Source organism: uncultured Sneathiella sp., assembly GCF_963973085.1.
In the GTDB taxonomy this organism is placed as follows: Bacteria; Pseudomonadota; Alphaproteobacteria; order Sneathiellales; family Sneathiellaceae; genus Sneathiella.
Window position 1 is genome coordinate 132,736 of the sequence record NZ_CAXAXA010000004.1, and the last position, 12,254, is coordinate 144,989.

At 51.4% G+C, this 12,254-nt stretch carries 13 protein-coding genes; 7 read left to right on the plus strand and 6 right to left on the minus strand.

Annotation, left to right across the window (positions count from 1 at the left end; translation table 11 throughout):
* Positions 1-16: 16 nt before the first annotated feature.
* Positions 17-568: a 3'-5' exonuclease gene (locus tag AACZ19_RS11325; RefSeq protein ID WP_339633992.1), complete on the plus strand. Its 552-nt coding sequence runs from the start codon at positions 17-19 to the stop codon at positions 566-568.
* Between the two features lie 311 nt (positions 569-879).
* Here the strand turns inward: AACZ19_RS11325 and AACZ19_RS11330 are convergent, their stop codons facing one another.
* Together AACZ19_RS11330 and AACZ19_RS11335 are read right to left on the minus strand one after the other, a co-directional pair.
* Positions 880-1,086 carry a hypothetical protein gene (locus AACZ19_RS11330; RefSeq protein WP_339633993.1) on the minus strand — a complete coding sequence of 69 codons (207 nt, stop codon included), beginning with the start codon at positions 1,084-1,086 and terminating at the stop codon, positions 880-882.
* Between the two features lie 109 nt (positions 1,087-1,195).
* A complete protein-coding gene (locus AACZ19_RS11335; RefSeq protein WP_339633994.1) occupies positions 1,196-1,498 on the minus strand; it encodes an SCP2 sterol-binding domain-containing protein in 303 nt (100 codons plus the stop codon).
* 256 nt (positions 1,499-1,754) lie between these two features.
* Here AACZ19_RS11335 and AACZ19_RS11340 point away from each other — a divergent pair, with 256 nt between their 5' ends.
* On the plus strand, positions 1,755-2,915 hold the full coding sequence (locus AACZ19_RS11340; protein WP_339633996.1) for an acyl-CoA dehydrogenase family protein: 1,161 nt from the start codon (positions 1,755-1,757) through the stop codon (positions 2,913-2,915).
* A 101-nt stretch (positions 2,916-3,016) separates the two neighbouring features.
* Here the strand turns inward: AACZ19_RS11340 and AACZ19_RS11345 are convergent, their stop codons facing one another.
* Entirely contained in the window at positions 3,017-3,715 is a 699-nt protein-coding gene (locus AACZ19_RS11345) for an EF-hand domain-containing protein (RefSeq protein WP_339633998.1), read from the minus strand.
* Between AACZ19_RS11345 and AACZ19_RS11350 the strand changes: the two genes are divergently transcribed.
* From AACZ19_RS11350 to AACZ19_RS11360, 3 genes are read left to right on the plus strand one after another with little or no spacing between them, the layout of a single operon-like run.
* Positions 3,696-4,337, plus strand: a complete 642-nt coding sequence (locus tag AACZ19_RS11350) for a helix-turn-helix domain-containing protein (RefSeq protein WP_339634000.1) — start codon at positions 3,696-3,698, stop codon at positions 4,335-4,337. The two genes, AACZ19_RS11345 and AACZ19_RS11350, sit on opposite strands and share 20 nt — an antisense overlap.
* Positions 4,338-4,371: 34 nt before the next feature.
* The gene (locus AACZ19_RS11355) at positions 4,372-4,806 is read left to right on the plus strand and encodes a thioesterase family protein (RefSeq protein ID WP_339634002.1); all 435 of its coding nucleotides are present in this window, start codon (positions 4,372-4,374) and stop codon (positions 4,804-4,806) included.
* The gene (locus AACZ19_RS11360) at positions 4,803-5,705 is read left to right on the plus strand and encodes a thioesterase family protein (RefSeq protein ID WP_339634004.1); all 903 of its coding nucleotides are present in this window, start codon (positions 4,803-4,805) and stop codon (positions 5,703-5,705) included. The genes AACZ19_RS11355 and AACZ19_RS11360 overlap by 4 nt, the downstream gene beginning before the upstream one ends.
* A 9-nt stretch (positions 5,706-5,714) precedes the next feature.
* Here AACZ19_RS11360 and AACZ19_RS11365 read toward each other — a convergent pair whose 3' ends face one another.
* On the minus strand, positions 5,715-6,332 hold the full coding sequence (locus tag AACZ19_RS11365) for a TetR/AcrR family transcriptional regulator (protein ID WP_339634005.1): 618 nt from the start codon (positions 6,330-6,332) through the stop codon (positions 5,715-5,717).
* A gap of 215 nt (positions 6,333-6,547) precedes the next feature.
* Between AACZ19_RS11365 and AACZ19_RS11370 the strand changes: the two genes are divergently transcribed.
* Together AACZ19_RS11370 and AACZ19_RS11375 are read left to right on the plus strand one after the other, a co-directional pair.
* On the plus strand, positions 6,548-7,492 hold the full coding sequence (locus AACZ19_RS11370) for a homocysteine S-methyltransferase family protein (RefSeq protein WP_339634006.1): 945 nt from the start codon (positions 6,548-6,550) through the stop codon (positions 7,490-7,492).
* 448 nt (positions 7,493-7,940) lie between these two features.
* Positions 7,941-9,128, plus strand: coding sequence for a polysaccharide biosynthesis C-terminal domain-containing protein (locus AACZ19_RS11375; RefSeq protein ID WP_339634007.1), 1,188 nt, complete (start codon positions 7,941-7,943; stop codon positions 9,126-9,128).
* Between the two features lie 41 nt (positions 9,129-9,169).
* On the opposite strand, the gene AACZ19_RS11380 is transcribed toward AACZ19_RS11375, so the two are convergent.
* The gene (locus tag AACZ19_RS11380; protein ID WP_339634008.1) at positions 9,170-10,306 is read right to left on the minus strand and encodes an acyl-CoA dehydrogenase family protein; all 1,137 of its coding nucleotides are present in this window, start codon (positions 10,304-10,306) and stop codon (positions 9,170-9,172) included.
* A gap of 147 nt (positions 10,307-10,453) precedes the next feature.
* Positions 10,454-12,244 (minus strand): acyl-CoA dehydrogenase C-terminal domain-containing protein, encoded by a 1,791-nt coding sequence (locus AACZ19_RS11385; protein WP_339634010.1) that lies wholly within the window; start codon positions 12,242-12,244, stop codon positions 10,454-10,456.
* Positions 12,245-12,254 lie beyond the last annotated feature (10 nt).

Consider the following 12,254-nt stretch of genomic DNA (forward strand, 5'->3'; position numbering starts at 1 on the left):
GAGTCTTTAGCGCGGTATGAGCAGTTTTCTAGCAATCGATTTTGAAACTGCCAACAACGCTGCCGATAGTGCCTGTGCGATCGGCCTGGTTCGGGTGGAGAACGGAAAAATTGCTCGCGAGAAAGCGCTTCTTATCCGCCCGCCGAGTCCAGAGTTTTATTTCACCCATATTCACGGCATGACATGGGAAGACGTGGCGGAGGCGCCAGATTTCGGATCGCTGTGGCCTGAAATTGAGCCCTGGCTTCAAGGCGTGGACTTTCTTGCGGCTCACAACTCAGGCTTTGATTCGAGGGTCCTGAAGAATTGCTGTCAGCGATATAGCCTTGAACTACCGCAAACTGTTTTCATCTGTACGGTTCAACTTGCACGTCGTATGTGGGATGTGCGCCCCACCAAACTTCCTAACGTCGCGCATTTCCTGGGGCTGGAGCTCGATCATCATAACGCGCTTTCCGACAGTCGCGCCTGCGCCAATATCGTAATTGCGGCCGAGCGCGATGGCTGGTCGTTCGAGGCCGGATTTGAGAATGTGGGCGAGCGATATATTGCGATTGACCAGCTTTAGCGGCGGCTTTAATTCAGCTCTCTTTATTGCGAATCATTCTTAAAAACTATTGACGGCCTTATTGTGAATAATTAATAATAGTAATCATTCGCAATAAACGGAGCGCAAAATGATCCGAATCAGGAATCTGACCCCGACCTCAATAGCATCCCTTGTGGTTCAATCCGCCGAAGAACAGCTTGCCTCGCGCGCGCAGTGTAAACGAACTCATGAAATCTATCGCGAACCACAAATTTTATTATTAACGGAATCGCAAAAAGAAAGGCGGCCCCAGTAAGCCTGGAGCCGCCCTATCTCATTTACCAAATGCCCTAAGCTGCGGCGCGCGTTGCCGCCTGTACTTTTTTCAGCAGACGACGGGCCGCATGGCGACCATGTGCTTTCATGTTCACTTTGCGTGCAGCGCGTTGCTGATTGGACCGGCTGTTCTTTGTCAGGCCGGTTCCGCTACCGCCACCACCTTTTTTACGGCTTTTGCCGCCTTGGTTGCGGCCATTCCGTGCTGATCTCGCTGTCATGTGACTAGCTCCACTCGCTTGTAACTAAAATTCGAAGCGCCCTACATAATGGGTCGGAGGCAAAAGGTACAGAAAAACTTTGCCTCAAAGCGCATTTTTTCAAAGACGATCAGGAAAAGACGCTCTGCAACTTCATGGCAATGCCCATGTTGCCGGCAATCTTCAATTTTCCCATCATGAAGGCCGTTGTCGGATCGAGCTCCCCTTTTGCAAGCGACTCAAAATTTTCCTTCGTGATCGTAATCGTACAATCCGCTTCCTTGTCTTCGTTGGAAATCACGTTCGGGACCGTCTCCGCATCCAGAAAAATAACGCCATCATCATTGAAATCAAATTTCAACGTTGCGTCCAGACCGCAATCCTCTCCAACGCGGTCTCGCATGCCCTCAGTAATTTCTTCCAGCGTCGCCATCTTTCTTTTCCTTTCGGGATTGAACTACAACCGTCTCTGTCTCTAGTATAATCCTCTTTCAGGTTACCAGATTTGAACTTGACGTTAACGTAAAGGTCAAGCCATGATCTGTCAAATACTGATCCGACATCCAACACGATAATTCGGGCTTTTTTGGAACCGTGATAAGAATAATAACAGCCTGAGAGCAAATCAGGTACGACCGATCCATTTTTTGGCGACGGAGTATCCTGAAGCTCTACGGAAGGGAATAAGAATGATTTACGGACCGGAACATCAGGAGCTGATGCGCTCCCTCGGTAAATTTATCGAGCAGGAAATAAACCCGCATGTAGATGAGTGGGAAGCTGAAGGTGCCTTTCCTGCACATGAGTTGTTCAAGAAAATGGGAAATCAGGGATTTCTCGGTGTCTGTAAACCGGAAGAATTCGGCGGGATGGGCCTTGATTATTCCTTTAGCCTGGCGGTATCGGAAACACTGGGCCAAATTCATTGCGGCGCGGTGCCCATGGCGATTGGCGTACAGACTGATATGGCAACTCCTGCCCTCGCCCGGTTCGGCTCGGACTATGTGCGGGAGAATTTTCTGAAGCCCGCAATCACCGGAGATTATGTTGCCTGTATCGGGGTTTCCGAGCCTGGCGCCGGTTCCGATGTTGCCGCCATTAAAAGTAATGCCCACAAGGACGGCGATGACTATATCATCAATGGCCAGAAAATGTGGATCACCAACGGAGCCCAGGCCGACTTCATGGTCATGCTGGTCAACACCGGTGACGGCGCCATGCATGAGAGCAAGTCCCTGATTGCCGTCCCCTTGGACAGCCCCGGCATCTCCCTTGCCCGTAAACTCGACAAACTCGGGATGCGCGCCTCTGACACTGCACAGCTTTTCTTCGAGGATGTTCGCGTCCCGCAACGAAATCTTATCGGTGAAGAAGGAAAAGGCTTCACCTATCAGATGCTGCAATTTCAGGAGGAACGGCTTTGGGCGGCCGGTGCCGGATTGAAGCCGCTGGAAAAGGCGATATCCGATGTTATCGACTACACACGCGAACGGCATGCATTCGGCAAGCCGTTGATTGACAACCAGTATATTCATTTCCGTCTGGCAGAACTCCTGACGGAAGTGGAGCAGCTCCGCTCCCTCACCTACCGGGCCGTGGAAGACTATGTGGCTGGCGAGGATGTCACGATGTTTGCCTCCATGGCGAAGTTGAAAGTGGGGCGGCTGACCCGCGAAATTGCCGACGCCTGTCTTCAGTTTTACGGCGGAATGGGTTTTATGAATGAAACGCCGATCACGCGGCTTTATCGTGATGGCCGTTTGTCATCAATTGGCGGCGGTGCGGATGAGGTAATGCTTGGTATTATCTGCAAATACATGGAAATCCTGCCAACACAGCGCCGCGGTTAATTCGTAGCGTACATACAATGGGAAAAGGCCCGCCCTTCTGAAAATCAGGAGAAGGAACGGGCCCGCTTACTGTCAGGAAGCCAATCGGCCAGATTAAACAATCAGCCTTTTTTCATATCGCCTTTCCCGGGCCGCAAGTTCGGGAGCTCATCGGCAGACAACACACCGTCGCCGTTGGTGTCAGCGGCTTCAAATCGTTTGCTTGAGGCTGCTTCAAATTCGTCACTGGAAACAGTCCCGTTTCCATCAGCATCCAGCAATTCAAGCATACGCGCGCTGTGACGCTCCTTCCGGTTCTCGTGCCTTTTGTCGCGGAAAGCCTTGGCTTCTTCCATGCTGATGGATCCGCTACTATCCGTATCGAGCTTATCAAAAAATACCTTCTTGCGAACGGTCATTTCCTCAACACTGATAGTCCCATTGCCATCCTTGTCGAGCTTGCTAAAGCGCTCAGTTGATCTCGCTGTCATCTCCTCAAAAGTAATTTCGCCGTCTTTATTGGTATCCAGTCGCTCAAACATACCAGCTTTATGATGAGATTTCTTTGCGCCGTCCGTGGCAGCGATTGCCAGCACCGGCACTGTTAATGCCGCAATCAGGGATCCGATGATAATTTTACGCTTCATAGTGTAAGTCTCCTTCATTTTCTTGACTCTACCATTCAACGTCGTTGCGGCTGTCGTTCCGTCGGAAAAAACAGAAAAAAGATTCTTATACAATTTGACAAATTCTATTGAACATAGTTCATTTATATGAGTATCGTATATTTTTTTGAGCATCATGGCGATTATATCGGACAAACAGAAGACTCGTGGAGACAGCCTCAAGGCTTTCAAGCGCCGACATATCCTGAGTGCAGCAAAGAGGCTGTTCGACAGCCAAGGAATGGACGGCCTTAACATGCGGGAAATTGCGAAGGAAGCAGGCTACTCGCTTGGCGCGGCTTATGCTTATTTTCGCACGAAGGAGGAAATTCAGTACGAGTTGCTGGCAGGTGTTCTCAATGATCTGACTCGCCAGCTGCGAAGCGCTTTGTCAACGATGCCGATCAATGAGCCTGCTCAAGCTCCCTTCATCCTGTTCCTGAAATATTTCCGGAATCATCCGCAAGAAAAGCAGCTTCTGCTGTTTGTCCTGCCTGATCTTGGCGCTACAGCCCAAAAAATCCCTTATCATGTCCGGACTGTATTGAATGGTCGGCTTCTTGCCCTGATGGGCCTGCTGGCCAACGGGTTGCATCAATCCGGTCACTCTTCCGCAACAATAGCGCAGGAGGAAACAATTGACTTTATCGCCTACCTGCTGGGGCTTCTCATGCTGGAAAACGGCGGTCGGCTTGAGTTGCTGAACCAGCACCCGCAAGAAATGGTCGACCGTTACGGGAAACGAATGCTATTAAGAAGAGATACGAAACAAGAATAACAACAAAGATCGTGACGACAGGAGTTCCCCTTTCATGAGTGGTTATGCTGAGACCTATCGCGGACAGGTGCTCGCGAGCGAATGTAACTTTCTTGGCCATATGAATATCCAGTTCTACGCGGCCCGGGTCAGCCACGCAATCTGGAGCATGAGCTACATGATTGGTATTCCGCCTGAAGAGATAAAAGGTGGTAAAAAAGCACTCGTCTCCGTCCGTCAGGAAATCGACTTCCTCGGCGAACTGTCGGCGGGCGATATTCTCCATATGGAGACAGGCGTCCTGAAAACGACCAATAAAACCCTGACGTTGCACAACAGACTTATCAACAGCGTGACGGATGAAGTTGTCATGGTCAATGAAATGATTGCCGCCTATATGGACGTCTCAATCCGCAAGGCTGTTCCCCTGACGTCGGAGATGCGCGCGAATATCGAAAATTTCATGATCTCGCAGGAGGCCGCGACATGAGCAAATTGACCGCCTGCTATCGCGGCAATGTAAATTCCTGGGAATGCGACCAGATGGGGCATATGAATGTCCAATTCTATATGGCACGCGGATCGGAAGCGTTTGGCCATTTCCAGAATGCCCTTGGCCTCTCGCCCCCTGTGATCCGCGAAAGCAAGAAGGGGCTACGTTTCAAGTCTTTGCGTATCCAATTCAAGGCAGAAGTTCACGCGGGCTCCATCCTGCACGGTCTGTGCGGCATGCGCGAAGTCGTTGGGGATATCCTTCACGGCTTCATTCATCTGTATGACACGGCTTACAACAGGCTCTCTGCCGTGTTTGAGTTCTCTGCCGTCTATACGGATTTTGTCAGCAACGAGGCACTTCCCCTACCCTCCAGCTTGCGTGATACAGCGGAGGCATTATGCGACGAGCATCCGGATATCTATCTTCCCGCGCCGTTTTCCGGCACTCTAATGCCCTGCTCATCCCTGGATCACATGTTTGAAAGCAGTCGCTCTTCCGTCAATACTTGGGAATGCGACAACTTCAATCACATCGAGATGCGCCATATTGTCGGATATTTTTCCGACGCAGCGACCCATATAATCGGCGCAATCGGCTTGACCCGCGCGGAAATAAGGCGGCGCAACCTTGGTTCGGCTGCTCTTGATTATTACACGGAATTTCATGCGCCCATCAAGATGTCGACGCCTATAGTCCTGAAAAGTGGCCTTATATCGGCGGAACGAAAAATATTCCGCTTTGGCCATAACCTTGTGGATCTGGATTCAGGTAATATTGCTGTAACGACAACGGTTGTCGGCTGTTACTTCGACATGAGTTTGCGAAAATCCGTCGCGCTTCCAGACGAATTCACGAACTATCCTAAAGAAAAGTGGCTTTCGGCCCAGCTTTAGCCTGAAATGTCAGGCCATACGGGGGCTGAACAACAGCTTGATGTAAGAGCGCAGCAGCATCACCTGAGCAGCGAGCTTTTCTGGCTCCTTCAAAGCCTTTGACATAATAATACCGCCTTCAACGATCGTGGAAATAAGATCAGCGACTTCCTCCATATCAACGTCATCGTTCGGCGGATATGTCTCGCTAATTTCCTCCAACATCGCGACAAACCTCTCCCGCCATGCAAGGGCGCCGCTTCGGGTCATCTCATGAATGTCCCGATCAAACAGTCGTTCCTGATAGCAGATCGTCGCGACAAGGCAGCCCGGATGCCCCTCCGGCAGGTCCGCCATCATCTCCGCGAAGAGTTTCAGGCCAATCAGAAACGCGTGTAAGGGATCATCATACAACTCTCTTGCGCGCCTGAATATATCGTCAAGGATAACCTCATCCTTTTCGAGATAGCGATGCACGAGCGCCCGGGCGAGTTCAGATTTATCCCTGAAATGATAGAAGAAACCACTCTTGGTGATTTCTGCTTCGGTGATCAGTTCCTCAATTGAGGTCGCCCCGAAACCTTTCGCAAGAATTGCCGATTCAGCGATTGTCAGCAGCCGTTCTCTCGTTTCCGCGCCTTTTCTCATAACAGTCTCGCTTTTTTGCACCGGAGGTACTGTACCCCCGGTACAGTACGGTGGGGAAGGCATTAATTCTAACATTATTTAAGCGTGATTGGAATACTTCAACTTATTGAAATAAAATAGGTATTTTTTAGCAATTCCTGCTGCACCACAAGGCCACTAGTCTCTCTCTATATCAATACATACTTTCCTGCCATCCAAACAGATGGGAGAAAATTATGACACACGCTAAATACAGAGATCACCTCCCGCATAATGCGGGCAATATATTCCTGACCGACGGTGGTCTTGAGACAACCCTGTTATTCCTGGAAGGTTTTGACCTGCCATATTTTGCCGCCTTCAATCTGATGCGGACCGTAGAGGGAAAACAGGCGATCGAAAACTATCTTCTTAAATATGTTGGTATCGCCAAGGAAAATGGTGCTGGCATCATTCTCGACACACCGACTTGGCGCGCAAGTCAGGATTGGGGCGACCTTCTCGGTTACAGTCCGGAAGCCCTCGATGCTGTCAACCGGGAGTCCGTTGAAATGCTGCATGATATCCGCGCCGCGCATGAGACAGATGCGACAAACTGCGTCATCAATGGCGCCATCGGACCGCGCGGCGACGGCTATAATCCGGCGCTCATCATGTCCGCAGAGGAGGCCGCAGATTATCACCGACCACAAGTCACAGCATTTGTTGAAGCTGGGGCGGACATGATCACGGCCGTTACGATGAACTATGTCAACGAGGCCATTGGCATCGCGCAGCTGGGAGCTGAATTCAACATCCCGACGGTCATTTCTTTCACTGTGGAGACGGACGGCAGGCTTCCGACCGGAGAAACACTGGAAGAAGCGATCCGCAAGACGGACGACGCGAGCGGCAATAGCCCCGCCTACTACATGATCAATTGCGCCCATACAACGCATTTTGATGATGTTTTGAGATCAGGCGGTAGCTGGCGCAGTCGTATTGGCGGATTAAGGGCGAATGCTTCGGCGCTCAGCCATGCAGAACTGGATGAAGCAGAAGAGCTTGATGATGGCAACCCGACCGAATTCGGCGAACAGCACGCAGATCTTTCGCAGTACCTGCCCAACCTGTCTGTGGTTGGAGGCTGTTGTGGCACCGATCATCGGCATATCACTGCGGTTCATCAACATCTTCACTGAACAGTAACCGAGCCGGGGACTCCCATCATAAGCCCCCGGTATTATAAAAGTCATATATGGAAAACGACGTTTTTCATATATGACTGGCCGATGCAGAAAGGAACGATAGGAATAATCCGCAAAAACTTGAATAGGCCAGAGAAACGCTATCGCCCTCAATTTATTCGGAAAATCGTCACAATAACGTTATCCGGCTACCATTTGTAGCAATGATGGATAGAGGCCGTAGGGGTTGAAAGGCAAGCTTTTTATTGCGCCTGGCCGCAGTTTTTCATAACATTTCGGGTCTGCCGCCCGGTTCATATGTGAAAGTACTGTTGACTATAAAATGAGCGGACAATCGTTTTCCATATACGGTCGTAAGTTCGACACTATAAATGTCGTTATTCTAACGACTATTGTCGGGACAATTTTGCAGTTTTTCTGCACCTATCTGATGACCCATAGTATGACCGTTGCAGATTACGGGGATTTTAAAGTTATCCGCTCTTTTGGGGAAATCGGCAGTATTCTGATTATTCTCGGCGGCGGGCGGGGCGCACTCTTTTTCGTTCCGGACTGGCAAGCCCAAAATCGATCGGACCTGACTTGGCAATATATTCGCTTTTATTTATCTATAGCGCTCTGCATCGCCGTAATCTCAGTGGTAGCACTAACTATCGTGCAATCCATTCTGAAATCTTTCGAAGTCGATATGGGTATTTACGGCAGCTATGCGTTACTGATTGCCATCTTGGGTTTACCGCTCGCCGGAGCATCACTTCTCAATATCAAAATCCTGCAAATATATGGAAAAGTGGTGCCTGGCCTGATGACCCAATGGGTTCTTTTCCCGCTAGCACTGGCCGCCATACTGATCCCCTACCGCTTCTTTGAAGGGCATATTACAGTTCTTGTGGCCGTCGCCGCTGTTTTTATCGTCCAGTGCACCATTTTTGCATCGCAGTTCTTTCTTTTGCACCGGCAGGATATCCGGCCCAAAAAAATGCAGGATTGCGAATCCAGCTGGCCGCAATGGCTGCGCTTTTCCATCCCCGTCATGATGGCCGGCGTAATGCAACAGTTGGTTATACGTACAGATATATTCATGCTGGAGATATTAGGCGATGAAGCGGACGTCGGATTGTTTGGACTTTGCTCCCTTGGCGCATCCATTCTTCTTGTGATCAAGATTGCCGTCAGCAGTACGACCACACAGTACATGAAACAAGCCTATAAAGACGGTAATGCTGGGATGTTAGAACTCACGGTGAAGGGGAACCGCCGGCTTTTGATGTTCTGTTTGCCGCTTGCCGCCGCTACCATTTTGTTCGGCAAAGATGCTCTCGTCAGTTTCGGCGCGGAGTATGCGAGAGCCGACCTGGCGCTGCAAATACTGATGGCCGGATATATCATCCAGACGCTTTTTTTACTGCCGCTTCTCTGGCTTGAATATACGGGAAAGAAAAACCTGGCTGTCTCGATCATGATCTTTATCACGATTCTGAATATTGCACTGAACGTCGCTTTAATTCCACTTTGGCAGTTGAACGGAGCTGCTGTCGGAACGGCAATTTCTCTAACCGTCGGAGCTCTACTTTCTGCCTACTTCACGTGGAAGCATCTCAAGATTATACCGTGGTCGATCCAGTCGTGATTTGAAAAGCGGCCTCTTGCCTCACCTAGGCTCATCAGCCCTTATAATTCTCTGGCGATAAGTTCTTTCATGATCTCGTTCGTGCCGCCGTATATCCGCTGAACGCGCGCATCGGCATAGGAGCGGGCGACACGATATTCCCACATGAAGCCATACCCGCCATGGAGTTGCAGGCATTCATCAATAACCTTGTTCTCCAGATCGGAGGTCCAGTATTTCGCCATGGCGGCAGTGGCGACGTCGAGCGTGCCCTTGAGCAGTTCCTCGATGCATTTATCAACAAAAACACGGGCAATCTGTACTTGCGTTTTCTGTTCCGCGAGCTTGAAGCGGGTATTCTGAAACTGGATGATATTCTTGCCGAAGGCGCTGCGGTCTTTCGTATATTCGATCGTTTCTTCCAGCACCGCTTCCATCGTCGCCGTTGCGCCGATGGCAATCTGCAGCCGCTCCCAGGCAAGTTCCTGCATCAGGCAGAAAAAGCCCTTTCCCTCGCCGCCCAGCATGTTGCTGACCGGAACGCGTACATCATCAAAGAAGAGTTCCGCAGTGTCCTGCGCCTTCAACCCGAGTTTCTCAAGATTGCGCCCCTTTTCAAACCCGGGTGTACCGGCCTCGACCAGAAACAACGTGGTTCCCTTGGCGCCCGCCGTCGGGTCCGTCTTGGTCACGACAATCACCAGATCCGACATATAGCCGTTGGTGATAAAGGTCTTGGAGCCATTGATGATATAGTCATCGCCATCCTTGACGGCGCGCGTTTTGACCCCTTGCAGATCGGAACCTGCGCCGGGCTCCGTCATGGCAATGGCGCCAATGATTTCGCCGCGCGCCATTCTCGGCAGATACTTCTTTTTCTGCTCCTCGGTCCCGTAATGCAGGATATACGGTCCGACGATTTCAGAATGAAGGCCAAACCCGGGCCCAGAGGTCCCTGCGCGCGCCTGCTCTTCCATCATGATAATGCTGTAGAGCTTGTCGGCGCCCGCACCGCCATATTCCTCCGGGATCGGCATGCAGAGAAGGCCCTGCTTGCCCGCTTCCAGCCAAGCATCGCGGCTAACTTGCCCGTCCTTTTCCCACTGGCTGTGATGGGGAATGATGTGTTCTTCGTAGAAGCGGCGGACCGTCTGCCGAAAGATGTTATGCTCTTCCTCAAAAATAGATCGTTCAATCATTTCGCCACCCTTGTTTTTTATAATTTGTGCGATTTTCCCGGAATTGACAATTTGTCAATTTATATCAAGTTTAGTCCTTTGCTGAGTATTTCTCTACAAAAAACGGCGGGCGACAAGGCCCACCTTTCCTTTTATTCGCGCATTTTCCTAAAACGCCTCTGCGTCAAGTTCCATCATGGTTTTCGATCCGGCGCTCATCTTTACAAGGAGGGAGGATACATCCGGAATCATACGTTCGAAAAAGAAGCGCGCCGTTACCAGTTTCGTCTTATAAAACTCGGGATCATCGGTTCCCTCAGCGAGCTTCGCTTTCGCAATCTTCGCCATCTGCGCCCACATGAAGCCTAGCGCCACAAGGCCAAACATCCGGAGATATTCGGTTGACGCCGCCCCGGCTTCATCCGGGTTTTTCATACCCTTTTCACCGAGAAGCGCCGTACCCTGCTGCAGTTTGGCGAAGGCCTTGGCAAGCGGTAGGATGAATTCCTTCTGCTCCGGATCCATCATATTTTCCTGGATAAAGGCATCCACCGGATGGAAGAACTGACGGAGGTTGCGACCCATGTTCTGCGGCAACTTACGGCCCACAAGATCAAGCGCCTGAATACCGTTCGCGCCTTCATAAATCTGGGTGATGCGGGCATCGCGCACGAACTGCTCCATCCCCCATTCATGGATATAGCCATGGCCGCCATAGCATTGCATGGCCGTCGCGGCGAGTTCAAAGCCCATGTCCGTGAAATAGGCCTTGATCACCGGGGTTAGGAGCGAGAGCGCCTCATCCGCTGCACGGCGACCGTCTTCATCGGGATGTTTTTCCACCATATCAACCTGGAGCCCCGCCCAGAGACCGAGGGCGCGCGCACCTTCTGTGAAGGCACGGATCATCAGCAGGTTCCGACGGATATCCGGATGCACAATGATTGGATCAGCCGGTTTATCCGGCGCCTTGACACCGGAGATGGAACGGCCCTGCAGCCTGTCCTTTGCGTAGATCACCGCATTCTGATAGGCGACCTCTGCTTGGGAAAGGCCCTGAATACCGACACCGAGACGGGCGGCATTCATCATGGTGAACATGGCGCGCATCCCCTTATGGGCATCCCCCAGCAGCCAGCCAGTCGCGTCATCATAGTTCATGACGCAGGTGGAATTCCCGTGGATACCCATCTTATGCTCAATAGAACCGCACTCGACCCCGTTTCGGGTCTTGGGATCACCATTCTCGTCTAGAAGGAACTTCGGCACAATAAACAGCGAAACGCCCTTGATCCCCTCCGGTCCGCCCGGAATTTTGGCAAGCACGAGATGAACGATATTGTCTGCCATGTCATGTTCACCGGCGGAGATAAAAATCTTCGTCCCCGTGATTTTATAGCTGCCATCGTCCTGAGGGACCGCCTTGGTGCGCATGAGTCCGAGGTCCGTGCCACACTGCGGCTCGGTCAGGTTCATGGTACCGGTCCAGTCACCGGTGACCATTTTCGGAAGCCATGTCTGTTTCTGCTCATCGGTGCCGTGCTTGTGAATGGCCGCATAGGCGCCATGCGTGAGGCCCGGATACATGCCAAACGCCATGTTCGCCGCGCTCATCATCTCGGCGAAGGCAATGCCGATGACATGGGGGAGTCCCTGCCCGCCATATTCCGGATCGGCGTCAAGGCCCATCCATCCGGCGCCGCGATACTCATCATAGGCTTCCTTGAAACCGGTCGGTGTCGTGACTTCCCCGTCCTTCCAGGTGCAACCCTCTTTGTCGCCGACCTGATTGAGCGGTTGGATCACCTCGCTCATCAGCTTGCCGCCCTCTTCAAGGATCGCGTCAATCATATCCGGCGTTGCATCTTCGAACCCCGGCATATTGGTCATCTTGTCGAGTCCGAGAAGGTCGTTGAGGACAAATTTGAAGTCTTTTACCGGTGCATTGTAGACTGGCATCTCGATACTC